This window comes from Mesorhizobium yinganensis (genome assembly GCF_040081985.1).
GTDB classification, from domain to species: Bacteria; Pseudomonadota; Alphaproteobacteria; order Rhizobiales; family Rhizobiaceae; genus Kumtagia; species Kumtagia yinganensis.
Genome location: NZ_JBEBMH010000017.1, coordinates 45344 through 69408, shown reverse-complemented (window position 1 = coordinate 69408; position 24065 = coordinate 45344). Strand labels below are relative to the sequence as shown.

The window sequence follows — 24065 nt, the reverse complement described above, 5'->3', positions numbered from 1 at the left end:
CTGAAAGCGAAGGCGGGGGTAGACCCCGCCTTTTCATATTCCGTTCAGATGCAATTTATCTCAATGGCAACTGCGCGTTCCTAGAACAAAGCTCGGTTGCTGAAATTAAGCTGCGACGTTCTTGCGGGTACGCTTAGCCGGCGCTGGCTTTCCGGCTCCACAGGTTTGCGGCCGAGCCCCATCGTCTTGGCCAATGCCGAGCGCGCAGCGGCGTAATTCGGCGCGACCATGGGACAATCAGACGGCAGAGCCCATTTGGCACGATATTCGTCCGGCGTCAGCCAGTAGTGGGACGAAAGATGGCTTGAGCGACTTGAACGTCCTCAAGGCAGATGATGTAGTCCGGAGTCACTGACTTTCTGATACGGCAGGCTTGAGAACCTCCGGTTCTTCTGCGGAAATACTGGCGCCGGCCGTGCCTTTGAGTGCTGCGTGCACCTGGCCGATCAGGGCAGGGAGTTCACCTACCGGGATTGTTCGAGACATACGCTGACCACATCGGCGGTGAGGTCGATGAGAACGTCGATGGTGTTGTCGGCTTCTTCTGTCCTGGAACTCTACGGGTGGGCTTGAAAGACAGTCTTCGAAGTGCCGCTACGATCTGGTCGAGACGGCGTCGATTGCACCGAGCACCCCGGACGCCAAGGCACGTGCTCAGGGGGAGGGGTCCGGCGACCAGCATCAGGAAGAGCCGGCGGCTAGCGAGTCAACGTCGTCCTCGACGAGCCTTCGCCCCGAAAAGCAGCACCGCGACATTAAAGGGGAGGAGAACATATCTGCCGCGCTTGCGCTGTGGCAGCATCCACACCGACGCACCAGCCTTTCACAGCCAAAAAAGCCCGCCACTCTTGAAGGCAAGAGCGGCGGGCTTTTGCAGAGCAACTCGAACAGAATACGCGTCCCCATTGACATTAGCTATGGATAATTAAGGCATCATTAAAATGCGAAATCTACCCATCTAAATCGATACAAGCGCAGATGTCGCGCTATCTGACGTTGCGGGTCCAAATCGCCCGTCGCCGTCAAATCGATACGCATCCGCTATTCAGAAAATCCGCGCTTGACGTAACGTAAGGTCCCGTGTTTTTCGCCATGGAGGGAGCGACTTTCAGTCTCGGTCCAGGGCGGCGAAATCAGGGGCAGCGATGGTGGCTGGCGAACCAAACGACGTGCGCGTCAAGCGTTGCGTTGGGGAATGGGTCGTTCATATTGTTGAGGACGGCAAACTGACAGTTCATCGGTTCAAGACACAGTATCCTGCCGAGAATTTCGCCGATGGCCAACGAGCCAGACTCGGTCTTGCCAGCAAGCCACCAATTGACGAACACTGATGCCTGCACCGAACTTGGGGGAGACGTTTGGATGGCTGGCGGGCCGGAACAGACACGTCGGCGAAGGCTCTCTGCGATGCTGCTTGCTGCTTGCTGCTGATGACACGGTGGCTAAGATCATGAAAGTCCCGTCGTCAAGGACCCGGCCGGCGGCGCTCGAAAAAGCAGCATGAATTTGCAAGCCGCCGCCGCAACTGACTTCAGAAGGGATCGAGCCGCGCGGCTGTTGGCTCAATCGTGGGAATGTCGACATTGGGCTATCTTACGAAAGCCGCTTTGGCTAAAGCGCGGCGGGCCTCTCCTCCAAGCTGGAGTGCCTTTGATCCCTGAAACTCAAGTCCTTTCTTCAGGGATGGGCGAGTTGCAACCGGGAGGAGAGACTCTCTCAGAAGTGCGGCGGGAGTCACGCCCGGAGACCAGGGCAGGAATGGCCAAAGCCTCATGCGACTCGTCAAGGATGGAGAAGCTGTAACGACCATCTGCGTCAAGATCGACGGAGTAGCTCAGGCGGTCTAGGATGTGGTTGTCCTGGTCGAACGTGACGATCCGCGGCTTGAGTGATGTGATATGCGCTTCGTCCAAGTAGATGGAGCTGCAGACAATGATCTGGTCGTCGGGCTGGCAGGTGCGGGCCGCCGCACCGTTGAGGATGCAGCATCGTGAGCCGCGCTCGCCGAGAATGACATAGGTTGAAATCTTGGCACCGGAATTCTTGTTCCATATCTCCACGAATTCCATGGGCAGGATCCCTGCTGCCTCGCAGTGGTCAGGGTCGAGTGTTATCGAACCATGGTAATTGAGGTTTGCCTCGGTGACGTGGATGCCGTGCAGCTTGCCGGCAACTATCTTTCGCATTGGTTCCGTTGTCCCTATCGATCTTACAAGGTCAGTCTTGCCGTTCCATTGGCTTTCCGGGTCACCCCGCTAAATTCCAACCAAGAGCGCACCGCCGGTGAGGCCCGCGCCCGCTGCCGCAAGTAGAATTTTCTCGCCAGGCCGGAATGGCTCCGTCCGATGGGTCAGCGAGAGCGAGAGCGGGATCGTTGCGGCGGAAGAGTTGCCGTAATCGACGATCGTCTTGACGATTGCTTGATCTGCAATGCCGAGGTTCCTGCCGACAGCATCGAATATGCGGGCGTTGGCCTGATGCGGCACGAACCGATCGATGTCCTGCGGCTGCATCCGGGCGGCAGTGAGCGCATCTCGCGAGCAGGCGGTCATCATCTCGACGGCCTTGCCGAACACTTCACGGCCGTCAGTGATCGTCATCCGGGTTTCCCCGAGGTCGAGGTCGCCATGGAACGGCTTGTTGCTTCCTCCCGCGGGGATCTGGATCAGCCCGTAGCGAGAGCCGTCGGAATCCACCGATGCACCGAGAATGCCCCGGTCGGGATCCTCGCAGGGACCGATCACCACGGCGCCGGCGGCATCGGCAAACAGCACGGCGCTGGCGCGCTCGGCCGGGTTGATGCGGCGGCTGAGGATGTTGGCCGCAATCACAAGGGACGCCTTGCCATGCAGGCGGGTGAATCCGTCCGCGAACATCAGCGCATAGATGAAGCCGGCGCAGGCGCCGGTCAGGTCGACCGCGCCCGCACGCCCCAGCCCAAGCCGATGCGCGACCAGCGGCGCACTGGGCGGCAAGAGGTGATCGGGCTTCGAGGTGGCAAGCAACAAAAGACCGATGTCGCCACGCTCGATACCGGCGCTCGCCAGCGCCATGTCGCCGGCTTGCGCGGCAAGGCCCGACAGCGTGTCTTCGTCCGCGGCCCAGAAGCGCGAGCGAATGCCGGTGCGCCGCTCGATCCAGCCGGGTTCGAGCCCAAGACTGTTTTCGATCTCCGGGTTCTCGACCTTGCGTGCCGGCGCATGATGGCCAAACCCGAGAAGGCGCGACGACCCGCTCATGGTTTCGCGCCGAAGCGTTCGCCCGCCTCCTCGATGGCGTCATAGAGCCCTTCGAGTTCGTCGCCGGTGATGCAATAGGGTGGCATGAGATACAGCACATTGCCGAGCGGGCGCACGAGCAGCCCGCGCTCTAGGAAGAATGCACGCAGCTTCGGCCCGATCTCGGCCAGATAGCCGGCGGAGCCGGTGTGCAGATCGAGGGCCGCGATCGTGCCGGTTGTCCGGATGTCGGTGAAGAACGGATTGTCGCCAAAGCGCCGAAGCCCGGCGGCCTGTCTCGCGCTCAGGGTCGCGATACGCTCGGCCACCGGCTCGTCACGCCAGATCTCGACATTGGCGAGTGCCGCCGCGCAGGCCATCGGATTGGCGGTGTAGGAACTCGAGTGGAAAAACGTCTTGGTCCGGTCCTCGGAATAGTGGGCCTGGAAGATGGCATCGGTCGCGAGCGTGGCGGCCAGCGGGGTGACGCCGCCCGTCAGCCCTTTCGAGGTGCACAGTATGTCCGGAGAGATCGCTGCCTGCTCGCAGGCGAACATGGTTCCGGTGCGGCCCCAGCCGGTCATCACTTCGTCGGCGATCAGCAGCGTGCCGGAGGCCTCGGCGATCTTCTTCAACTCGGTGAGAACCCAGGCCGGATACATCAGCATGCCGCCGGCGCCGAGCACCAGCGGCTCGACGATGAGAGCGGCGGCGTGCCGGTCGCGAGAGACTGCCTCGAACCGATCAAGCGTCTCCTGCTCGCGCCCGACGGCCGGGAAGGGGATGGTTTCGACCTCGAACAGCAAGGGCTCGTAGGCAGCATTGAACACGCCGCGGGCGCCGACGCTCATCGTGCCGATCGTGTCGCCATGATAGCTGTGCTCCATGACGATGATGCGCGAGCGCGGCGCACCGATGTTGCCGAAATAGCCGAGCGCCATCTTCAGCGCGACCTCGACCGAGGTCGAGCCGCTGTCGGAGTAGAACACCCAGTCGAGGCCGGGCGGAGCGAGGCCGACAAGTGCCTTGGCCAAGCGTTCGGCCGGCTCGTGCGTGAAGCCGGCGAAGATGATCTGGTCGAGGCTCGCCGCGGTCGTCTCGATGGCCTTGATGATGCGGGGGTGGCGGTGACCGTGGGTGACGACCCACCAGGAGGAAATGGCGTCCAGGATGCGCGTGCCGTCAGCCTTGTGGAGGTAGGCGCCTTCCGTCCGTACGATTTCAGGGATCGCCGGCTCGAGGGCGTGCTGGGTAAAGGGATGCCAGACTTGAGACTGCGACATCATTCGCCTCCCGCGATCGCTGTGAGGTCGAAGCCGGCGGCCATCGCTTCCCGCAGCGTCCCGCTCGTCAGCGGACCGAGCAGCGGCAGCCTGCCAAGCTGGCGCACGCCGCTGAATTCCACGATGGTTCTCTGCGTATCGGCCACCTCATCGCCGATGAAGGCAATACCGATGAGCGGTATGGAACGGGCCCTGAGCGCCTCGATCGACAGCAGGGTGTGGTTGATCGTGCCGAGCTTGGTGCGGGCGCACAGGATGACCGGCGCCCGCCACTGAGCGAATATGTCGATGAACTTGGTGCGCCGGTTGAGCGGCACCATCAGTCCCCCTGCACCTTCGATGACGAGCGGACCCGGCAAGTCCGGAAGCGAGAGCTCTGCGACGTCTATCGCGACGCCGTCGAGTTCGGCTGAGCGATGCGGCGACAGCGGCTCCTTCAGACGATACACTTCGGGCAGCACGCGCCCCGGCGGCAGGCCAGCGAGCCGTTCCACAACCTCGCTGTCGGTCTCTTCGTCGAGGCCCGATTGCACCGGCTTCCAGTAGAAGCCGTCGAGCAGGCCGGCCAATCCCGCCGAAAACACCGTCTTGCCGATGCCGGTATCCGTTCCGGTGATGACGATGCGCTTGGTCATGCCGCGGCCAACACCTCGACGAGCGCCTCGACCATGGCGGAAATGTCGGCCTCGTCGACGTTGAGCGTCAGCGAAATGCGCAGCCGCGATGTGCCCTCGGGCACCGTCGGCGGACGAATGCCGCGTATGTCGAAACCGCGCGCCTGCAGCGCCGCCGCCACGGCCATGGTGCGCCCGACGTCGCCGATGACAAAGGGCTGAATCTGCGAGCCGCTGGATGCCACGCCGCAGCGTTCGGCCAGTTGGCGGCCCGCGAAGGCAACGCGCTCCTGCAACTGGACAGGGCGTTGGGGCTCATCGGACAGCATGGCAATCGCCTCGCGCGCTGCCACGGCCATCAACGGCGATGGCGCGGTGGAATAGATGAATGGCCGGCAGCGGTTGACGAGATAGTCGCACAGCAGTCCCGGCCCGGTGACCAGCGCGCCGGAGGCGCCGAGCGCCTTGCCGCATGTATGGAGCGCAATGATGTTGTCGCGGCCCTCGAATGCGGCGGCCAGCCCCCGGCCGTCCGGTCCCCAGACGCCGGTGGCATGCGCCTCGTCGACGACGATGAACGCCTCGTGCCGATCGGCAAGCGCGACCAGGCTCTCCATCGGCGCGCGGTCGCCATCCATGCTGTAGAGGCTTTCGACCACGATCCAGGCGCGCCCCATGCCGCCTTCGGCGCGCCAGCGTGTGATCGTATCCTCGAAGGCATCGACGTCGTTGTGCGCGGCGAGCTTGAACTCGGCGCGGCCAGCGCGGGCCCCCTCATGCATGCTGGCATGGGCCAGCTCGTCGAGGACCAAAAGGTCACCCTTCTGCGGCAGGGCGGTCAGCAGGGCGAAGTTGGCGATGTAGCCGCTGCCGAAGAACAGCGCGCGGTCGACTCCGAAGAACGCGGCCGCATCCGCCTCCAAGGCCTCATGCTCCGGCGCGTTGCCGCGCAACAGCCGTGACCCGGTGGCGCCGACCGGCGTGCCCTGCGCGATCGCCACTGCCACCGCATCGCCTAGTCTTCTCGAGGCGGCAAGCCCCAGATAGTCGTTCGACGAGAAGTCGAGCCCGGTACGCGGCGACAGTGTCCGCAGCCGGTCCTTGCGCGCCAGTCCCTGCAACGTCGCGTCATAGCGGGCAAGCGGTGCCCCGTTCATTGCGCCTCGAGTTCCATCGGCTCGATGCCGAGACGGCGGAACAGAAGGCTATCCTTGTCTTCGCCGGGATTGTCCGCCGTCAGCAGCGTGTCGCCGACGAAGATCGAATTGGCGCCGGCAAAGAAGCACAGCGCCTGCATCTCGTCGGTCATGGCGGTGCGGCCGGCCGAAAGTCGGACATGCGATTTCGGCATCATGATGCGTGCCAGCGCGATCACGCGCACGAATTCGATCGGCTCGATCGGCTTGGCGTCGGCAAGCGGAGTGCCCTCGATCGGGATCAGCATGTTGATCGGAACGCTTTCCGGATGTTCCGGCAGATTGGCCAGCGTCACCAGCATGTCGATTCGGTCCACCGGCTCTTCGCCCATGCCGACAATGCCGCCGCAGCAGACCTTGATGCCGCTGTCGCGGACATTGGCCAGCGTATCCAGGCGGTCGGCAAACGTCCGGGTCGAGATGACCTCTTTGTAGTAGCGCTCGGAAGTGTCGATGTTGTGGTTGTAGTAGTCGAGGCCGGCCTCTTTCAGCCGCTGCGCCTGGCCGAGGTCGAGCATGCCGAGCGTCATGCAGGTCTCCATGCCCAGCGCCTTGACGCCTTCGACCATCGCCACGACCGCATCCATGTCGCGCGGCTTGGGATTGCGCCAGGCGGCGCCTATGCAATAGCGGGTCGCGCCGGCGTCACGCGCCTTGGTCGCCTCGGCGATGACGCGCCTGACCTCCATCAGCTTCGACGCCTTCAACCCGCTTTCGTGATGCGCCGACTGGCTGCAATAGCCGCAATCCTCCGGACATCCGCCGGTCTTGATGCTGAGAAGCCGGCTGAGCTGGACCTTGTTGGGATCGAAATTCTCGCGATGAACGGTTTGCGCCAGGAAAAGGAGATTGTTGAAAGGTGCGTCGTGAACAGCTCGAGCCTTCCCCAAGGTCCACATGCCAGTGTCAGGGGCTTGGGCCTGTGGCATTGTCGTCGTCGCAGTGGTGCCGTGCATGTCCATCCTGTTTCCCATCTCTACGCTGCCCGTCTTGGTCGTACGAGTCATGCGGGTTTGGAATGCCGATTGCCCCATGTATTTGCGCATGGCCGTCAGGGCGCTCGATAGTCAAGGCCGATATCGAGGATCGGCGCGCTATGGGTCAGCCAGCCGATGGAGATAAGATCGATGCCGGCGGCGGCGATGGCTGGCGCAGTTGAGGCGGTGATCCGGCCGGATGCCTCGGTGATTGCTCGACCGGCGACCATCGACACAGCCTGGCGAAGCACATCGACCGACATGTTGTCGAGCAGGACGGCGTCGGGAGCTAGGGTCAGTGCTTCTTCTAGCTGGGTCAGCGTATCGACCTCGACTTCGATCTTGACGAGATGACCGGCACTCGCTCGCGCGCGCTTGATGGCCGCACGGATCCCCCCGGCGATGGCGATGTGGTTGTCCTTGATCAAGATGGCGTCGTCGAGGCCGAAACGGTGATTCGCGCCGCCCCCAGCACGCACGGCGTATTTTTCGACAGCGCGTAAGCCGGGTGTCGTCTTGCGGGTGCAGGTGATCTTCACTGGGTGTTCGCGAACGGCTGCAACAATCGACGCGGTTGCGGTGGCAATCCCACTTAGATGGCATAAAAAATTGAGCGCGGTGCGTTCGGCAGTGAGAATGGCCCGGGCCGGGCCAACCACCGACGCGATGACCTCTCCTTCCTCGACACTACTGCCGTCTGGCCGCTCCAGCGAGATTTCAACGTCGGGACTGATCAGGCGGAAGGCGAGCATGGCCAGATCGAGCCCCGCGACAATCCCGCGCTGGCGCGCCGCGAGCACGGTCTTTACGCAGTGATAGGGGGTTACAACGGCGTCCGTGGTTACGTCACCGGCCCTGCCGAGGTCTTCGAGAAGGGCTGCCCGTACCAGCGGCTCGAGCATGATTGCGGGAAGCGGGCTGAGGTTCATCACATGGCCCTTTCCAGTGCTGGGGAGTTGGCCAGTTCTCGCGCTGCGCCCAAGGCGTCGTCGAGGGTGATTTTGGACCGTCGGGCGTCGGGTGCTTGATGGGGAAAGTCCGTCCGATAGTGAGCACCGCGGCTTTCCTGGCGCTGCAACACGGCAATCGCAATCATCAGCCCGACAGCTGCTGGATCCGAGACTGCGTGGGTGCCTTCGGCGAGCGGCAACAAGGCACGTGCTGCTGCTTGCAAACCTTCACCATCCCGTACGATGCCGAGTGCACGCGACGAGAAAGGACGAACAGATAGCGGATCGGGCGATGGATAATCCTCTGCAAATGCAGGCTTTGTTCTCCGCGCAGGGGTTCCGGCAACGCTTTCAGCGACCCAGCGGGCGCACACGACCGCCTCGGTCAGGGAATTGCTGGCGAGCCTGTTGGCGCCATGCAGTCCGGTCGAGGCGACTTCGCCGCAGGCCCAAAGTCCCGGAACGGAAGTGCGCCCGCCCAGATCCACGGCGACACCACCCATGTGATAGTGCTGCGCCGGCCGGATGGGAATGAGATCACACGTCGGATCGATGCCCGCCCGCCCGCAGGCTGATGCGATGGTTGGAAACTGCCGACCGAATGTCGCGCCCTGCTTTTCGCGGACGTCGAGAAAGACGCGGTGGCCGTCCGCGAGATGCTTCCAGACAGCGCGTGCGACAATGTCGCGCGGCGCAAGCTCCGCTCCTGGCACGCCGTCGAGGAAACGTCGACCCGTCTCGTCGACGATCACAGCACCTTCGCCGCGAACCGCCTCGCTGATCAGCGTCATAGGGCGGTTCGATCCATCAAGCGCGGTCGGGTGGAACTGGATAAATTCCATATCGGCAAGGACGGCTCCCGCATGCGCTGCGAGCGCCAGGCCCTGTCCGCAACTGCCCAACGGGTTGGTCGAGTCGTGGAACAGGCCGCCGATTCCGCCCGTGGCGAGAACGACCCGTGCCGTCGCGACGAACACCGGACCTGTGGGGCCACTCGCCACAACACCGGCGATTCTGCCGCCCTCCATGGCCAGGCGACGCGCCTCGAAGCCCTCGACGACCTCTATTGTCGGCATCGATCGCATGGCAGCGACAAGGGCGCGCATGATCTCCCGGCCGCTGCCATCACCCCCGGCATGAACGATGCGCCGCCGGCTGTGGGCGGCCTCCAATCCAAGACGGAGGGCGCCTGTCGGCGTCCGATCGAAGCGAACCCCCAGGCATGCCAGATATTCGATCGCTGCGGGCGCGCCGTACACAATAGGCCCCGCCGCTTGCGCATCGCAAAGACCGTCGCCTGCGGCGAGCGTGTCGGCCAAGTGCAACGCCGGATCGTCATCATCACCAAGGCTGGCGGCAAGCCCGCCCTGTGCCCACGCGCTGGACGAGTCCGCGCCAAGCGGCGATCGCGAGAGCAGAAGCACCGGCTCGGGCGCCAGATGCAGCGCCGTCATCAGCCCGGCTATGCCGCCGCCGATGATGACCGGCCGGCCGCCGAGGTCGCGGACGTCCATGCTCATACCGCCAGCATCCGCTCGACGGCCATCCGCGCGCGCCCGGCGATCTCGGGATCAATGGTGACGGCATGGCGGTTCTGTTCGAGCGCCATGCGGATGTTGGCGAGCGTGATGCGCTTCATGTGCGGGCACAAATTGCAGGGCCGGATGAACTCGACTTCGGGATGCTCGACCGCGACATTGTCGCTCATCGAGCACTCAGTCATCAGGACGACGCGAGGTGGTTTTTGTCTTCCGACATATTCGGACATGGCAGCGGTCGAGCCAGAAAAATCGGCCTCAGACACCACATCAGGCAGGCACTCGGGATGCGCGAGCACCGTCACGCCGGGATGGTCCTCGCGCAACTGGCGGATGTCGGCTGGGGTGAAGCGCTCATGCACCTCGCAATGCCCCTTCCAGGCGATGATCTCAACGTCGGTCTGGGTCGCGATGTTCTGGGCCAGATACTCATCCGGCAGCATGATCACTCGGGGAACATTGAGAGACTCGACGACGGCTTTGGCGTTGCCCGAGGTGCAGCAGATGTCGGACTCAGCCTTTACGGTGGCGGAAGTGTTGACGTAGGTGACAATTGGCACGCCCGGGTAGCGCTGCCGCATGAGACGGACATCTTCGGCGGTAATGGAATCGGCGAGCGAGCAGCCGGCTTGCGTATCCGGGATCAGCACCGTTTTGTCCGGGTTGAGCAACTTGGCGGTCTCGGCCATGAAGTGCACACCGGCCAGAACGATGACATCGGCTTCGACCGTCATTGCCTTGCGGGCGAGTGCCAGACTGTCGCCAACGATGTCGGCGACGCAGTGGAAGATCTCCGGCGTTTGATAATTGTGCGCCAGGACGACGGCGTTTCGCTGCCGCTTGAGGTCAAGGATGGCCTCGACATCCTCAGCAAAAACCGGCCATTCGAAGGGCGGAATGACGCGCCGCACGCGGTCGTACAGGGACGCACCTAAAGGCAGGATGGCGCTCATCGAGCCTCCAGTTATAGTCTGCAAGAATATAAGACATATATTCTTTGTGACTATAAGGGATGTCAAGCCCTCGTAAGCGGCAATTTTGTCCCGGCCACGGGCCTTTCGTCGAGAATGTCGTGGCGGAAGCGGTAGAGCTGCGCCGGCCGACCGCCCGTTTCGCTGGTCGTCTCCCCGGTTTTCTCAACCAGCTCTTGTTGTTCTATGAGCCGGCGAAAGTTCGGTTTGTCGATGAGCCTGCCGGAGAGCGCTTCGACGGTTTGCTGCAGCTGCAAAAGCGTAAAGACCGGCGGCATCAGCTCGAATACGACGGGCCGGTATTTGATCTTGGAGCGCAGCCGCGCAATCGCCGTTGCCAGGATGCGACGGTGATCGGCGATCATGGATTTGCCCGCCACCAGAGCGGGCGCGGCTGAATGTCCGCCGCGTATCGCTTCCTCTACCAGCGCTGCCTCGTAGAGGAGTTCGTAGCGCTGCAGCGCGAACTCTTCGTTCCATGACCGCTCGTCGAAGCCGAAGGCGACAGCCGCGCGCCGCCGGCGGTCAAGGCGTACGGCTGTGTCGTCAGCGCTATCGGCCCATTCCCTCAGGCGTGGTCGCAGATATTTCAACACTGCCGCCGGCGCGCCGGAGCGATGATCCTCCCATGGAAAATAGTCGTACCAGCTTGCCCAGGATCGCCTGGCTGCGGCGCCTACATCGTCGGCCTGCGTGAGCGCGAGATAGCTGATCGAGATTACGCGCTCCTCAGCGCCGATCCTGTCACGATCGGCGAAGGTGTAAAGCTGTTCGATATAGCCGAGCGGGTGGCCGGTCTGTTGTTCGACCCATCCTCTGAGACCCGACTGCAGCGAACGGTGAGCAAGTTCGAACGGACCTGACGGCAGCGCGTTTGCCTGCTGGATGGTGAGAACGCAGGGGACGCGGTTGTTCATGGCGACGACGACAGCGATCAGATCCGCCTTGACGTTGTTGCCCTTGCCTCCAGATCTGCGTTGCCTGGTCGGCTTTCCCTGATGGTCCATGATCCCTAAACTGGCTGGGCGAAGTTCCGCTGCGGCAGCAGCTGAACCGATTTAGTTTGGTTTTGTACGATAATTGTCGGCCCGTCAACGTCGCGCGCGTAGGGCCCTCCAGCTCCTCGCGCCGGCAGAAAAATGTTACCTAACGCGACATCCACGGTTGGCAACGTGAGGGCAGCAGCCCTTGTTGATTGGTCGCTAGCATCATGGCGGTGAACCCGACGGATATCGGTTCGCAAAAGGTGGAACGCGGCTTGCCTGCCTGACGGCCTGCCAGTCCTCACCCCAAATGGCCGATCCTCACTGCGATGTGCTAAGGTGAGCGTACCGTTGTGGCAAAGCTCTTCATGAGACTCTAGCTCATAAACCGGCACGTTCGGTTCACTGGACGTCCATGTGTGATCGAAGACGCCTTAGCGTTGGTGCCGGCGCGGACTATGTCGAGCGCATCCCGGCCTCCAAGGATGCGATCCAATCCCGCTCTCCGGTGATGGCTTCCCGGTCCGTCCCCGGACCTTCCACGATCAACCCGCGAGGGGTCGGCTAGCAAGCTGCCGCCGCTCGGCTTCGCATTCGCGGTGATCGCGACCGGGGCCAGACACTGACGGAGCCATCGAGCGGGAATTGGCCCGCTCCAAAGATGGAGCCCTCGGATGTCCCAAGACCTTTCCCTTGCGCAGAACCACGCCTTTCACCTTGCTCGCACCCTCATGGTCCCCGTCACACTCTTCAGGTCCGGTGGTGAACTCGGCGTCCTGCCGAGCGACGAACTCGAAGACGACGAGGTCGAAACCATCGCCGAGTTCGATCCCTTCCAGTATGGGCCGGCTCATTGAGCCGGCTTCCACATCCAGAGGTGGCGCTCGCGAGCAGCGGCGGCAGGGGAAGCTGTGCCGAGGCCGGCGCGTGGCGGTCGGCGAGGTGAAAGACCTTGTCTTGCCAGCCGCGCCCTTGCCTCCTTTTGCCCTTCGCGGCTTCGCGAAGCGATCCGGCAAGGTGCGGAAAAGGCAACATGAAGGAAAGGCGGATGCGCGTGCGCGCCGGCAAGGAACATGAATTGGAACGAACTGGAAGAACTGCGCGATCGTGTGAGAAGCGCCGCCGCGCTGGAGCGGGCGGGATTTGCCATCGATCTGAAGGAAAGCACCAGAAGGGCGGTCAAATATCGACGCGACGGTGACATCATCATCGCTATTCACTAGGGTTATGGATGGTTCGATCCGTTGTCCGATGCCAAGGGCGACGTGTTCAGCCTGGTCGAGCATCTGGAGGGTGTAACCTTCGTCGAGGCCCTCGCTCGCGTGGCCTCATTGGACGGGTTCGTTCCCGCAGAGCCGGTTTGGAGGCGGCCCGCGCGTGAGATCGAACCGACCTCTTCGGTTCCCGACCGATGGGCCAAGCGCCGCAAGCCGTGGCCGGGTTCGATGACCTGGCGCTACCTGCGTGGCGAGCGTCACCTTCCGGAGAGCGTTCTTCGCGCTGCCATCTCGCACAGTCTTCTGCGCGAAGGCCCGGGTGGAAGCCTGTGGGCCGCCCATAGGGACGGCGAGGGCGTCACCGGTTGGGAGGAACGCGGTCCGCAATGGCGAGGCTTTTCCACGGGTGGTGCAAAGGTGCTGTTCGGTCTCGGCCCAGTCGACGCGCAGCGCATATCTTCATTGCCAACACACGTGCGGTCATCCGGCATGGCGGGCATCAAGCCTATTTCAATCCCGCTCTCGATATCGTGCAAGTGCCTGCGTTCGAGAGTTTCCGCGACGCGCCCAGTTAATATGCGATACTCGGTCACGAGCTGACCCACTGGGCTGGCGCTGAGCATCGGCTTGATCGCGATCTCTCGCGATATCACAAGGATCGTTCCTGCAGGGCCTACGAGGAACTCGTGGCCGATCTGGGTGGTTGCTTCTTGGCGGCTGATCTCGGCATCGTCCCCGAGCTCGAGCCGAGGCCTGATCACGCGAGCTATCTCGCGAGCTGGCTCGACATACTCAAAAACGAGAGGCGTTTCATCTTTGCCGCGGCAGCCCATGCCCAGCGAGCGGTCAACTATCTGCATGATCTCCAGCCACAGACGACATAGGTGGCGGAGGCCGCGTGATGTTGCGCCCACCGATCAACGGGATGACGTTCGGCCATCCCAAATCCTTCTGCGCGCGCTCAAACTCGACGCACAGGTTCAGTCAACCACGCATGATGGAGGGCTCATTTTCATTTTGGCTCCGGGAGTTTGCGATCTTCTCAGATATGGGATGGGAGCCAGTCGCAGCAACATGCCGTCAATCGACGCCTGGGGCTCCGCCATGGGGCAGCTCTCCCGAGAGGCGTCGGTCGGTCTGGCTGCTGGCCAAATCGACAAGCTCTCCGGTGTCTTCTGGTTCGTTAGCGTAGTTCCCGGCCGAGAAATGACCTCGCCTGCTTGATATAGCAGACTACGGCTCAACGGTTTCCACTAGCAATCTGTTGTGTCCGGCGATTGGAGCGGACGTACCCTTTCGCCCCAAACTGCCTGTCGCGGTGCAATGCGCATGACGGATGGTGCGAATTGATCCACCTGCCCGTCGCTTTTGACGAACCAGCGCCCAGAGTGTGTTTCGGCGTGGAATAAGGAGTCTGACGCACTCTCGATGAAGTTCGGGATCATACGGCACCGATCAGCCTGGCTAGCAGGAGGTCGAGCTTTCCGCGTCCATACATCTGCCGTTTCACAAGCTTGAGCTTGGTGATCTGTCCCTCTGTTTGACCGTTGGACCATGGTTCGGTGATCGCGGCGCGGACGGCAGCATGGTCGCGAATGATGCCCTTGGCGAAGGACGCGATGAGGCTTTTGCCGGCGTCGGCGATCCACGGCTCGAGATCATCGGCAAGCTTCTTACGGATCATGGAATGGAAACCGGCGCTCAGGTTGCGTGCTTCCACCAGCAGGGGCACACCCGCTTCGATGGCGGCGATCATGACCGTGTCGGCTTTGCTCAGATGATCACGGGCCGTCGTCATCAGCCGCGCGATCGTTCTGGCTGACGGCACCTTGTGGAGTTGCTGATCGGATGCCTGCTCGGCGCGACGCCGTCGCCTTGCCCATTCGCTGACGACGCCCGGGCGTCCCCGAAAGCCTTTTGTCTTCAGCCGCCGCCAGAGCTCGCTTGCATTGTGGCAGCCCGATATCCATTGCCCATCCAGGAACGGCAACCATGCCTCGAGCGAACTCTGCCGGACGCGGAAAATATCGGTTCGCTAGCCACGTATCACTTGGCGCACGAGTTTGCGACTGTGACCGGTGCGGCGCACGATCTCCTTGATGGGGATGCCTTCGCTGGCAAGTTTCATGATTGCCGCGTTTGTCTCCTCACGCCGCAGATAGCCTTCGTATTGCAGTTTCTCGGCATAGGTGAGCAGGCCCGGGTTGATCGTCGTAGCGCCGATCGCAGTTCGGTTTATCCGCATCGACTTGCGAACGGCGTCGAGAAAAGCCGCGCTCGCATTCTCCATGAGATGCCAGCGGTCTGCGACCTGAACCACATTCGGTAATGCCTTGGCGGTGGCTTCGCCGTAACCGCCGCCGCGGTCGCGCGAGACGGTTTCGATCTCAGGGTGATCAGCAAGCCAAGCCTCGACGGTGGCAACTTCACGGTCGGGCAACAACGTCACAATCCGCCGTCGCTCCAGATCGCAGACGATCGTGCCGTAGCGATGGTTACGGCGATACGCGCTTGAATCTCACCCGCTTTGACTGGGCCGTGTACCCATAAACCCGGCGGCGTGATGCGACTAAAGCAATGTCTGCTCTGCCCCTATAGCGACCGACTTCGGGCGGTAGCGCAATATGTCGCGATGGGCCAGAGCAGCGGACATTCGCTCTAAGGCCGGCGAGCAGACGCTGGGACAATCAGGCTATGGCATGCGTCTGTCCACGCCTGGCCAGCTCGGCCAAGCGTGGACGTGTCCGTGTGATCAGACAGTCGGGACAGTGCCGCCGTCGACGACGAGCTCCGAACCATGGATCGAAGAGGCGCGATCCGAGGCCAGGAAGGCGATGGCTTCAGCGACCTCGAATGGTTCGGCTCCGCGCCCGATGGCAATGCCGCCAAGGCCGTCCAGGACGAGCTGGCGCGCGTCCTCTAGCGTGCCGCCGTTGGCGGCTTGGATACGTTCCAAAAACACTCCGGTCCCCTCGGTCATGATCCATCCGGGGGAGACGACGTTGACCCGCACGCCCTTGGGACCGAGTTCCTTGGAGATGGACTTGCTGTACGTCCGGAGCGCGGCCTTGGCGCTGGCGTATGCGGTGGTTGCCTCGGGAAGCGGCAGGACGGACTGGATGGAGGTGACATGCACCACCGCGCCGGCGCCCCGCGCGATCATCTGCGGGATCAGGAGACGATCAAGACGAACCGTGGCCAGCAGGTTTAAGGGTGATGTCACGTTAACAGCTTGTGAGGGGCTGGCAGGGTAGACGCACATGCATGAACACCGCGACGGTCAGCTACAAGCGTCATCGTTTCCCGCCGCAGATCATCGCCCATGCCGTCTGGCTCTACTACAGGTTCCCCTTGAGCCTGCGTCTGGTCGAGGAAATGCTGCTGGAGCGCGGGATCGTGGTTTCGTATGAGACAATCCGCCGGTGGGGCATCAAGTTCGGTCCGGATTACGCTCGCCGCTTGCGCCGCAAGCAGCCCAACCGAAACGATGTCTGGCATCTGGACGAGGTCGTCATCACCATCGTCGGCAGGAAACACTGGTTGTGGCGCGCCGTCGACCAGGATGGCTACGTGCTCGATGAGATCGTCCAGAACCGCCGCAACACCAAGGCGGCCAAGCGCTTGCTGACGCGGCTGTTGAAGAAGCAAGGTGTCGCGCCGAAGCGCATGGTCACCGACAAGCTGCGCTCTTATGGAGCAGCCAGGCGACAGGTGATGCCGGATGTCGAGCATCGGTCGCACAAGGGATTGAATAATTGGGCGGAGAATTCCCATGTGCCGCTGCGAAAACGGGAGCGGACCATGCAAGGCTTCCGATCACCAGGAGCACTTCAACGCTTCGTTTCGATCTTCTCGGCGCTGCGCAATCTCTTCGTCCCGCCCTGCTCAAAACGCTCCGCTCTCGCCACACATATTCACCGCCTGCAGGTCATGGCGGAATGGAAAGCTGTGACCGTGGTCAGCTGACATCAGCGGCCGCAGGTCTCAACGCGTTTATATGCAGACAACGTGACATCGCCGATTGATGAGTTCGCCCCGTCCATAGAACAGATCAAGCAAGCGTCGGCGCTGGAGGAAGAGCTCGAACGGCCGATGATGCTCCTCGTGTCGTCGAGCAGGTAAAGCGCCGGCACCGTCGTCGCTGTCCATCTTCCAAGCGCCAGCCTCGCTTCGCCGTATCCCGTTGGAGAACATTGCCGTCGACTACCACGTAGCCAATTACCTCAACAACCCCATCGAGCAAGACCACCGGCGTATCAAGCGCCGTGTATACCGAATGCTCGCGTTCAAGTCATTCGCAAGCGCCAGCGCCACTCTGCTCGGGATGGAAGTGATCCGCATGATGCGCAATCGACAGGCGAGGTACGCCAACAATGCTCATCTGTCCGGCGCCGAAAAGTTTAAAATCTTCGCTGCGATTTGAAAGCTGTCGCCCAGCGGTTTCTGTGCCGAGATAAGAATTTGCAACGGAACCGATTGGCGAGGTCTGTGCCTTCACTTCCATCCGCCCTCAGTAGGTCGCGCGACCGCCGCTCAAATCGAATATCGACGCAGTAGTGAAGCTGTTCTCTTTGCTTACCAGCCAAGCCACCATGTTGGCAGCTTCGTCGACTTCGAGGAAGCGGCCGCGGGGGATACGATTCAGCATGTACTCGATGAACTCGGGCTTGAGCTCGTCGAGGATACGGGTCTTGGCGGTCGCCGGGGTAATGACGTTGATGGCGATGTCATACTTGGCGCACTCTTTGCCGACCGCCTTAGTCATGCCGATGACGCCAGCCTTGGCTGCGGCATAGGCCGAGGCATTCGGGTTGCCTTCCTTGCCGGCTATCGAGGCGATGTTTACGATGCGGCCATAGTTGCGGGCCTTCATCCCGGGCAGCACGGCGCGGTTGACGTAGAACGCGCCGTTAAGGTCGATCTCGATCACTCGGTGCCATTCGTCGAGCTCGTACTCGTCGAGCGGTGCGTTCTTGCCGGCAATACCCGCCGAGTGCACTAGGATATCGAGACTACCCAGGCTTCTTTCGATCTCAACGACGGCGGCCGCGACCGCATTGTAGTTAGTGATATTGACTGCGATCATCGAAGCGGCTTCGCCCAGTTCGGCCTTGGCGCTCGCCAGCAGCTCGGTATCCAAGTCCCAGAGGCTGACCTTGGCGCCCGAGGCAACGAGCCGTCGCGCGATGGCGAAGCCGATGCCTTGTGCACCGCCAGTGATGACGGCCACTTGGCCCTTGAGATCAATCTGGTTCATTCACCCTCTCTATTGCTCACATGCGAACGGCTTTAGTAGCCTGAGACAAGCTATCTCCCCAAGGCGATGCCCTAGTCCGCCTTCGAAGGCGCGAAATGGCACGCCGCCTGCTGGCCGCTGGCCTTGGGCTCGAGTATCGGTTCGGTCGCGGCGCAGATCTCGGACGCTTTCCAGCAGCGGGTCCGGAAGCGACAGCCCGATGGTGGATTAGCCGCGTTCGGCAGATCGCCCGACAGCACGATACGCCGCCGCTGCCCGCGCTTGTCTGGGTCGTGGATCGGTATCGCCGAAAGCAGCGCTTGCGTATAAGGATGCGTGGGATGGTCGAAGATCTCGTCCCGGGTGCCAATCTCGACGATGCGGCCTAGATACATAACTGCCACGCGGTCGCAGGTATGGCTCACCACCGACAGGTCGTGCGCGACAAAGAGGTAGGCTAGCCCGAGGCGATCCTGCAGATCCTCGAGCAGGTTGATCACTTGCGCCTGAATCGAGACGTCGAGAGCCGAAACAGGCTCATCGAGGATAATTAGCTTGGGGTTGAGCGCCAGGGCGCGCGCGATACCGATGCGCTGTCGCTGGCCGCCTGAGAACTCGTGCGGAAACCGGTTGGCGTGCTCGGGTGCAAGGCCCACGAGTTGCATCAGCTCGGCCACCCGATCGCGCCGCTCCCTTCGGCGCACTCCGGCTAGGAGTAGCGGCTCCTCCAGCGTCGCTTGGATCGTCATCAACGGGTTCAGTGAGGAGTAGGGATCCTGGAAGACGTATTGTAGGTTGCGCCGGATTAACTTCAGCTCGGCGCGTCTCGCGCTGCCGACATCGTGCCCCTCGAATGCTACAGTCCCAGCTGTCAGCCGTTCAAGGCCTATGATGCAGCGGCCCGTCGTTGATTTTCCGCAACCCGACTCGCCGACAAGGCCGAGCGTTTCGCCGCGCTGGAGTGTGAAGCTCACGGCGTCAACTGCGCGTACGTCACTGCCATAACGCTTGGTTAATCGATCGACGGTGAGGAGTGGAGTTTCGGAGCTAGAACGGGTCATGTAGGCACTTTTCGCGCAAGGTCTTCAGCGAAGTGGCAGGCCGAAGCGTGGTTGGGCTCCACTTGCCGCAGCGCGGGACGTTCCGTGTGGCAGCGACTTCGTCCGGCATAGGACGCGCAGCGCGGATGGAAAGGACAGCCAGGCGGCGGTTGGATTAGGCTGGGCGGCGAGCCCGGAATCGGCATCAAGTGCCCGCTCCGGTTGTCGAGTCTGGGCAGACTCCTCATTAGCCCGACCGTGTAAGGGTGTCGTGGCGCGTGAAATAGCTCGCGCACCCCAGCCGTCTCGACCACCCGTCCTGCATACATCACGGCGACCCGGTCTGCCATTTCCGCGACGAGGCCGAGATCGTGCGTAATCAGGATCATCGCCGCCTGCGTCTCCTGCTGCGCTAACTTCAGTGTCTCGAACACCTGGGCCTGGATGGTCACGTCGAGCGCGGTTGTCGGTTCGTCCGCAATGAGCAGCCGCGGTCCGTTGGCGATCGCCATCGCGATCAAAGCGCGCTGCCGCATGCCGCCCGAATACTGGTGCGGATATTGGCTGAAGCGCTCCTTTGCGTTGGGCACGCCCACAGTCGAGAGCAGAGCGATCGCCCGCTCCTCGGCCTTGCCGCGGTCCGTGTCGTGCGCAAGTATCGCTTCGGTGATTTGAAAGCCGACCGTCAGTACTGGGTTCAGCGACGTCATCGGGTCCTGGAAGATCATCGCGATCGACCGGCCGCGGACCGCCCGCATCTCCCGACGCGATAGCCGCAGCAGATCCCGGCCTTCGAACATCACCCGGCCGCCCACGATCCGGCCGGGCGGCTGCTGCACGAGGCCCAGGATCGACATGGCTGTCACGCTCTTGCCCGAGCCGGACTCGCCGACCACGGCCAGCGTCTCGCCAGGCCACAGCTCGTACGATACCCCGTCGACGGCGTGTACGACCCCGTCGGCGGTGTGAAACTCGGTAATCAGGTCTTCGACTGAAAGAAGGGGCGGGCCGCTGCGGTCCATGCTCAGCTCCGCCGCGCATGGCGGGCATCGAGCGCATCGCGCAAGCCGTCGCCGATAAAGTTGATCGTGAGGCAGATCGTCACGATCATCAGCCCTGGAAAGGTCACCAGCCACCACTGCGTCTGCATCGAACCGCGCCCCTGGCTGATCAATTGGCCCAGCGCCGGCGTTGGCGGTTTGACGCCGAAACCGATGAACGAGAGTGCGGACTCGATGAGGATGGCGGTCGAGATGGTCAATGTCGCATTGACGATGATCGGGCCGAGCGTGTTCGGCAGAATGTGACGCCAGATCACTCGCCACGGCGATGCCCCAGCGAGGATCGCGGCCTCAACGAATTCGCGCCGCCTGAGCGACAGAAACTGTGCTCGTACGATACGGGCGACCAGCGTCCACAGCAGCGATGAGAGCAGGATCGCAACCTGCATTGGCGTACCCTCGCCGAGGAAGGTGGTAAGGATCATCAGAAGCGCGAGGCCCGGCAGGATGATCACCAGGTCCGTGAGGCGCATCAGTAGATTGTCGATCCGGCCGCCGAAATAGCCCGCCGCCGCGCCAACTATCGTCCCGATCAGAGTCGAAAGCAGCGCCACGGTCATCGCAACGAAGATCGTCGTACGAGTGCCGTAAAACACGCGCGTGAAATAGTCGCGGCCAAGCTTATCGGTGCCGAAATAGTGCCGGCCTTCCATCGTTGGCCCTAGGTTCGCCGCCGGCAAGTTCATGCTGTCATAGTTGTAGGGGCTGATCCCTCCGGCGTTCAGTGCCGCCATCATGATGGCAAGGAGGATGACGAGGCTGACCACCGCTACGCGATGGCGCGCGAAGCGGGACAGGAATCGCCATAGCCGCGACCGATGCCGGATCATCGAGCCCTCGCGCCGGGCCGCAGCCGAAGTGGAGCAGGTCATGTACGGGTCCTGGGGTCGAGCAGGCCATAGACGATGTCGGTGACCAAGTTGAACAGCATCGTCAGCGAAGCCGTGACCATGAGCCAAGCCATGATAGAATAGACATCTCTCGTAGAGAGCGCGTTGAAGAAGAACAGCCCCATGCCGGGCATAGAGAAGATCGTCTCGATAATGATCGTGCCGCTGAACACGGTTCCGAGATTGACGCCCACCACCGTAGCGAGGGGTACGGCCGCGTTGCGCAAAGCATGCCGGAGCACCACCTTAGGCTCGCTGAGTCCTTTGGCGCGGGCGGTGCGGACATAGTCCGCGTTGATCACCTCGATCATCGAGGCGCGCAGATAACGCGAATAGGCGGCGATTGAGGTGACTGAGAGTGCAAGGATCGGCAGGATGAGATGCTGTATGCGGTCGACATAAAACATGAGGCCTGTCGGCGCGTCGACCGACGAGAGGCCCGAGATGTAGACCGCCCTTACGCCTGTCGTCTGATAGAAATTCACAGCGAGGATCTGGAGGATCAGCGCGAACCAGAAGATCGGGATCGAGTAGCCAATGAAGCTCAGGATGGTCGTGCCATAGTCGAAGACCGAGTACTGGAAGCGCCCCGCCATCACTCCGATGATGACTGCCAGTACGATCGCAAAGAGCTCGGCGAAGATAACGAGTTGTACGGTGTTGACCAGCGCGCGGCTGAGTTCAGGCCAGATCGGCCGGTCGAACTTCAGATCGTTGCCGAACTGTGCGGTCACCATGTCCTTGACCCAGTAGCCGTACTGCACCACCAGCGGCTCTTCGAGATGCTTGCGGTCGATCAGCCGCTGCAACGACTCGGGGCTGATATTGGGTTCGCTGCGCAGTTCGCCGAGCGGATCGCTGATTGACGAAATGCCGAAAAAGATAACCAGCGTGGCGGCAAGAAGCACGAACAGGCTGAAGAACATCCGATTTGCGATTAGCCGGGGCAACTGAAAACTCCCGTGGCGGTAGGCGGGGAACGCGGGGGCCAACGTCAATTCGCCGGCCCCGGACGGAAGGATTACTGAACGCGGTAGAAGTCCTGGGCATTCCAGTTCCAGTACCAGCCACCGGTCGAAACTACGCCATCGGTGAACGGGCTCACGTTGAATCCACCCACTCGGTTGGCGTTGTAGACTACCATGCGCGACAGGCCAAACACCGGGAAGAACGGCAGGTCGTCGGCCAGGATCGAGTCCATCTTGTTGAGGAGCTCGGCCCGCTTGTCCGGCTCGGCCGCCACGGTGATCTCGTTCATCACCGCGTCGAGTTCGGGGTTGCAGTAGCCGGAGGCATTGATCTTGCCCTCGCATCCCATGTACGGCATCAGTGAGATAGGGTCGTCGAAGAGGCCGCCCTGGACGAAAAGGTCGTATTGGCCCTGCGGCCCGCGCGTGCCGAACTGGGCGGCGGCTTCCGAGAAGTCGGCTCTGACGCTGATGCCGATCGCCTGCAGATAGGCCTGGACGATCTCGAAGGTCAGCTCGCGTCGCTCGCTGCCGGCGGTGGTCACGAACCCGAAGTCGAGCTTTGCCCCGTCGCACACGAAAATCTGGTCGGCGCCGCGCCTGCAGCCATTGTCTTCGAGCAGCGTGACGGCGCCTTCGGGATTGTAGCCGAGCGACTCGAACTTCGGCTGGAAATGGGGGTTCGACGGCGCGAACACCCAGCTCTGCGGCGGCGCCGCATTCGGATCGACGGGCTTCATCAGCTGGTCGACGATCGCCTGGCGGTCGATGCCCATCATGATGGCGCGCCGCACATACTTCTTGTCGAGGCCGGGCGTTTTGAAATTGAAGCGGATGTACTCGTTCAGCAGGCCCGTCTTGGCGTCGATCCTGATGCCGTCGAGATTGGCCGCGGTCGAGATGATCTCGGGTTGCGGCTGCGGATCCGAAGCATCGATCTCGCCGGAGCGAAGCAGTTCCAGCAGAGTATTGGTTTCAGGCACGAAGCGCATCACGATACGGTCGAGGTGCGGACCGCCACCGAAGAAGTGCTCGTTGCGCACGAAAGTGATCTGCTGGCCGCGCTGCCAGCTCTCCATCTTGAACGGACCGTTCGAGACCGGGACGCGATCCTGCCAGGCCGTATCCCAGTTCTTGCCTTCGAGGTCGTGCTTGGGCAGCACGATGTGGAAGAGCTGCCTGTAGGTGGGAACCGCGGCCGAGAAGCTGAACTTGATCGTGCGCTCGTCGATGATCTCGTAGCCGGTAATTAGATCATAGGGCTTCCGGTTGGCGATCGTCCATTTCGGATTGACAATCGTCTCATAGGTGAACGCGTAGTCCTCGGCCGTGATCGGATGGCCGTCATTGAACTTCGCATCCTTGCGGATCGTGTAGGTAACCGTGAACGGATTGTCGGTGACCTCGGCCTCTTTCTCGATGATGAAAGGCACCGGCACGCCGTCGGGCGGGAACCTGTAGGTTCCAACCTGCATTAGGCCACTGGCCGCTGCCACGGCGCCGCTTTGCCCGCTCGGATGGAACAGGTTGAATGTGCCTGGTTCCTGCTCGTGGGCGAACACCAGCGTGCCGCCTTGCAGTTTCTCCTCCGCCACGGTCGGCACCACCGCGAACAGGCCCGCGAGTATTACTCCGGCAACAATTGTCCGCCATGGCCTCGTAGCCAAGCCTGATAGGATCATCTCAAACCCTCCCTTCGGACGGCGATCCTCCGTTAGCCCATGAAGAGCCATCCCATCGCCTGTTCCATATATGGAACGAATGTTCCGATATTGATTGTTGCCTAGAAACAGCGGCGCGTCAAGTTGCTCCGGAGGAAGCGCCTCACATTTGAGGAGGCGCCGATCCGGGAGGCGCCACTGAGGGAAGGAGGCAATGAAGATCGCGGATGCTTCCGTCACGGCGTTCTCCACGCAAGCCAAC

General features: G+C 62.1%; 19 protein-coding genes and 6 pseudogenes. 6 read left to right on the top strand and 19 right to left on the bottom strand.

The window, feature by feature from the left end:
- Positions 1-105 precede the first annotated feature (105 nt).
- The 11 genes and pseudogenes from ABMA59_RS25080 to ABMA59_RS25030 all read right to left on the bottom strand — a co-directional run bounded on the left by ABMA59_RS25080 (position 106) and on the right by ABMA59_RS25030 (position 11754).
- A pseudogene (locus tag ABMA59_RS25080) lies at positions 106-527 on the bottom strand (Ros/MucR family transcriptional regulator).
- Positions 528-1664: 1137 nt separating this feature from the next.
- Positions 1665-2186 (bottom strand): aspartate 1-decarboxylase, encoded by a 522-nt coding sequence (gene panD / locus ABMA59_RS25075; protein WP_349008116.1) that lies wholly within the window; start codon positions 2184-2186, stop codon positions 1665-1667.
- Positions 2187-2255: 69 nt separating this feature from the next.
- Positions 2256-3239 (bottom strand): beta-ketoacyl-ACP synthase III, encoded by a 984-nt coding sequence (locus ABMA59_RS25070; RefSeq protein WP_349008115.1) that lies wholly within the window; start codon positions 3237-3239, stop codon positions 2256-2258.
- Positions 3236-4501, bottom strand: a complete 1266-nt coding sequence (locus ABMA59_RS25065) for an adenosylmethionine--8-amino-7-oxononanoate transaminase (protein WP_349008114.1) — start codon at positions 4499-4501, stop codon at positions 3236-3238. Before ABMA59_RS25065 ends, ABMA59_RS25070 begins: the two co-directional genes overlap by 4 nt.
- Entirely contained in the window at positions 4501-5136 is a 636-nt protein-coding gene (gene bioD, locus ABMA59_RS25060; protein ID WP_349008113.1) for a dethiobiotin synthase, read from the bottom strand. Before bioD ends, ABMA59_RS25065 begins: the two co-directional genes overlap by 1 nt.
- Positions 5133-6272, bottom strand: coding sequence for an 8-amino-7-oxononanoate synthase (locus ABMA59_RS25055; RefSeq protein ID WP_349008112.1), 1140 nt, complete (start codon positions 6270-6272; stop codon positions 5133-5135). Before ABMA59_RS25055 ends, bioD begins: the two co-directional genes overlap by 4 nt.
- A complete protein-coding gene (gene bioB, locus ABMA59_RS25050; protein WP_349008170.1) occupies positions 6269-7210 on the bottom strand; it encodes a biotin synthase BioB in 942 nt (313 codons plus the stop codon). Before bioB ends, ABMA59_RS25055 begins: the two co-directional genes overlap by 4 nt.
- A gap of 152 nt (positions 7211-7362) precedes the next feature.
- Positions 7363-8217 carry a carboxylating nicotinate-nucleotide diphosphorylase gene (gene nadC, locus ABMA59_RS25045; RefSeq protein WP_349008111.1) on the bottom strand — a complete coding sequence of 285 codons (855 nt, stop codon included), beginning with the start codon at positions 8215-8217 and terminating at the stop codon, positions 7363-7365.
- On the bottom strand, positions 8217-9758 hold the full coding sequence (locus ABMA59_RS25040) for an L-aspartate oxidase (protein WP_349008110.1): 1542 nt from the start codon (positions 9756-9758) through the stop codon (positions 8217-8219). The genes nadC and ABMA59_RS25040 overlap by 1 nt, the downstream gene beginning before the upstream one ends.
- A complete protein-coding gene (nadA, locus tag ABMA59_RS25035) occupies positions 9755-10729 on the bottom strand; it encodes a quinolinate synthase NadA (protein ID WP_349008109.1) in 975 nt (324 codons plus the stop codon). Before nadA ends, ABMA59_RS25040 begins: the two co-directional genes overlap by 4 nt.
- 62 nt (positions 10730-10791) lie before the next feature.
- Complete coding sequence (locus tag ABMA59_RS25030; protein WP_349008108.1) at positions 10792-11754, bottom strand: NUDIX hydrolase; 963 nt, start codon at positions 11752-11754, stop codon at positions 10792-10794.
- A gap of 650 nt (positions 11755-12404) precedes the next feature.
- Here ABMA59_RS25030 and ABMA59_RS25025 point away from each other — a divergent pair.
- The 4 genes and pseudogenes from ABMA59_RS25025 to ABMA59_RS25015 form a co-directional block, all read left to right on the top strand.
- A complete protein-coding gene (locus tag ABMA59_RS25025; RefSeq protein WP_349008107.1) occupies positions 12405-12587 on the top strand; it encodes a hypothetical protein in 183 nt (60 codons plus the stop codon).
- Positions 12588-12803: 216 nt separating this feature from the next.
- Positions 12804-12953 carry a hypothetical protein gene (locus ABMA59_RS37285; RefSeq protein WP_425475981.1) on the top strand — a complete coding sequence of 50 codons (150 nt, stop codon included), beginning with the start codon at positions 12804-12806 and terminating at the stop codon, positions 12951-12953.
- 222 nt (positions 12954-13175) lie between these two features.
- A pseudogene (locus ABMA59_RS37280) lies at positions 13176-13325 on the top strand (DUF3991 domain-containing protein); the annotation flags it as partial.
- 68 nt (positions 13326-13393) lie between these two features.
- Positions 13394-13831 (top strand): annotated as a pseudogene (locus ABMA59_RS25015) (zincin-like metallopeptidase domain-containing protein); the annotation flags it as partial.
- Positions 13832-14388: 557 nt separating this feature from the next.
- Here the strand turns inward: ABMA59_RS25015 and ABMA59_RS25010 are convergent.
- A pseudogene (locus ABMA59_RS25010) lies at positions 14389-15465 on the bottom strand (ISL3 family transposase); the annotation flags it as partial.
- Between the two features lie 234 nt (positions 15466-15699).
- Positions 15700-16158 (bottom strand): annotated as a pseudogene (locus tag ABMA59_RS25005) (oxidoreductase); the annotation flags it as partial.
- A gap of 53 nt (positions 16159-16211) precedes the next feature.
- On the opposite strand from ABMA59_RS25005, the gene ABMA59_RS25000 reads away from it, so the two are divergent.
- Together ABMA59_RS25000 and ABMA59_RS24995 are read left to right on the top strand one after the other, a co-directional pair.
- Positions 16212-16913 (top strand): IS6 family transposase, encoded by a 702-nt coding sequence (locus ABMA59_RS25000; protein WP_349008106.1) that lies wholly within the window; start codon positions 16212-16214, stop codon positions 16911-16913.
- Between the two features lie 247 nt (positions 16914-17160).
- A pseudogene (locus ABMA59_RS24995) lies at positions 17161-17370 on the top strand (DDE-type integrase/transposase/recombinase); the annotation flags it as partial.
- An 87-nt stretch (positions 17371-17457) separates the two neighbouring features.
- Here ABMA59_RS24995 and ABMA59_RS24990 read toward each other — a convergent pair.
- The 6 genes from ABMA59_RS24990 to ABMA59_RS24965 form a co-directional block, all read right to left on the bottom strand.
- Complete coding sequence (locus ABMA59_RS24990) at positions 17458-18204, bottom strand: SDR family NAD(P)-dependent oxidoreductase (RefSeq protein ID WP_349008105.1); 747 nt, start codon at positions 18202-18204, stop codon at positions 17458-17460.
- Positions 18205-18275: 71 nt separating this feature from the next.
- Entirely contained in the window at positions 18276-19244 is a 969-nt protein-coding gene (locus ABMA59_RS24985; protein WP_349008104.1) for an ABC transporter ATP-binding protein, read from the bottom strand.
- Complete coding sequence (locus ABMA59_RS24980) at positions 19241-20245, bottom strand: ABC transporter ATP-binding protein (protein WP_349008103.1); 1005 nt, start codon at positions 20243-20245, stop codon at positions 19241-19243. The genes ABMA59_RS24985 and ABMA59_RS24980 overlap by 4 nt, the downstream gene beginning before the upstream one ends.
- Before the next feature lie 2 nt (positions 20246-20247).
- Positions 20248-21156, bottom strand: a complete 909-nt coding sequence (locus ABMA59_RS24975) for an ABC transporter permease (protein ID WP_349008102.1) — start codon at positions 21154-21156, stop codon at positions 20248-20250.
- On the bottom strand, positions 21153-22124 hold the full coding sequence (locus tag ABMA59_RS24970; protein WP_349008101.1) for an ABC transporter permease: 972 nt from the start codon (positions 22122-22124) through the stop codon (positions 21153-21155). The genes ABMA59_RS24975 and ABMA59_RS24970 overlap by 4 nt, the downstream gene beginning before the upstream one ends.
- Before the next feature lie 71 nt (positions 22125-22195).
- Complete coding sequence (locus tag ABMA59_RS24965; protein WP_349008100.1) at positions 22196-23824, bottom strand: peptide ABC transporter substrate-binding protein; 1629 nt, start codon at positions 23822-23824, stop codon at positions 22196-22198.
- Positions 23825-24065 lie beyond the last annotated feature (241 nt).

Coding starts and splice junctions, on each gene's coding strand:
- panD (WP_349008116.1), bottom strand. CDS start 2,186: ATGCGAAAGATAGTTGCCGGCAAGCTGCACGGCATCCACGTCACCGAG.
- ABMA59_RS25070 (WP_349008115.1), bottom strand. CDS start 3,239: ATGAGCGGGTCGTCGCGCCTTCTCGGGTTTGGCCATCATGCGCCGGCA.
- ABMA59_RS25065 (WP_349008114.1), bottom strand. CDS start 4,501: ATGTCGCAGTCTCAAGTCTGGCATCCCTTTACCCAGCACGCCCTCGAG.
- bioD (WP_349008113.1), bottom strand. CDS start 5,136: ATGACCAAGCGCATCGTCATCACCGGAACGGATACCGGCATCGGCAAG.
- ABMA59_RS25055 (WP_349008112.1), bottom strand. CDS start 6,272: ATGAACGGGGCACCGCTTGCCCGCTATGACGCGACGTTGCAGGGACTG.
- bioB (WP_349008170.1), bottom strand. CDS start 7,210: ATGTGGACCTTGGGGAAGGCTCGAGCTGTTCACGACGCACCTTTCAAC.
- nadC (WP_349008111.1), bottom strand. CDS start 8,217: ATGAACCTCAGCCCGCTTCCCGCAATCATGCTCGAGCCGCTGGTACGG.
- ABMA59_RS25040 (WP_349008110.1), bottom strand. CDS start 9,758: ATGAGCATGGACGTCCGCGACCTCGGCGGCCGGCCGGTCATCATCGGC.
- nadA (WP_349008109.1), bottom strand. CDS start 10,729: ATGAGCGCCATCCTGCCTTTAGGTGCGTCCCTGTACGACCGCGTGCGG.
- ABMA59_RS25030 (WP_349008108.1), bottom strand. CDS start 11,754: ATGGACCATCAGGGAAAGCCGACCAGGCAACGCAGATCTGGAGGCAAG.
- ABMA59_RS25025 (WP_349008107.1), top strand. CDS start 12,405: ATGTCCCAAGACCTTTCCCTTGCGCAGAACCACGCCTTTCACCTTGCT.
- ABMA59_RS37285 (WP_425475981.1), top strand. CDS start 12,804: ATGAATTGGAACGAACTGGAAGAACTGCGCGATCGTGTGAGAAGCGCC.
- ABMA59_RS25000 (WP_349008106.1), top strand. CDS start 16,212: ATGAACACCGCGACGGTCAGCTACAAGCGTCATCGTTTCCCGCCGCAG.
- ABMA59_RS24990 (WP_349008105.1), bottom strand. CDS start 18,204: ATGAACCAGATTGATCTCAAGGGCCAAGTGGCCGTCATCACTGGCGGT.
- ABMA59_RS24985 (WP_349008104.1), bottom strand. CDS start 19,244: ATGACCCGTTCTAGCTCCGAAACTCCACTCCTCACCGTCGATCGATTA.
- ABMA59_RS24980 (WP_349008103.1), bottom strand. CDS start 20,245: ATGGACCGCAGCGGCCCGCCCCTTCTTTCAGTCGAAGACCTGATTACC.
- ABMA59_RS24975 (WP_349008102.1), bottom strand. CDS start 21,156: ATGACCTGCTCCACTTCGGCTGCGGCCCGGCGCGAGGGCTCGATGATC.
- ABMA59_RS24965 (WP_349008100.1), bottom strand. CDS start 23,824: ATGATCCTATCAGGCTTGGCTACGAGGCCATGGCGGACAATTGTTGCC.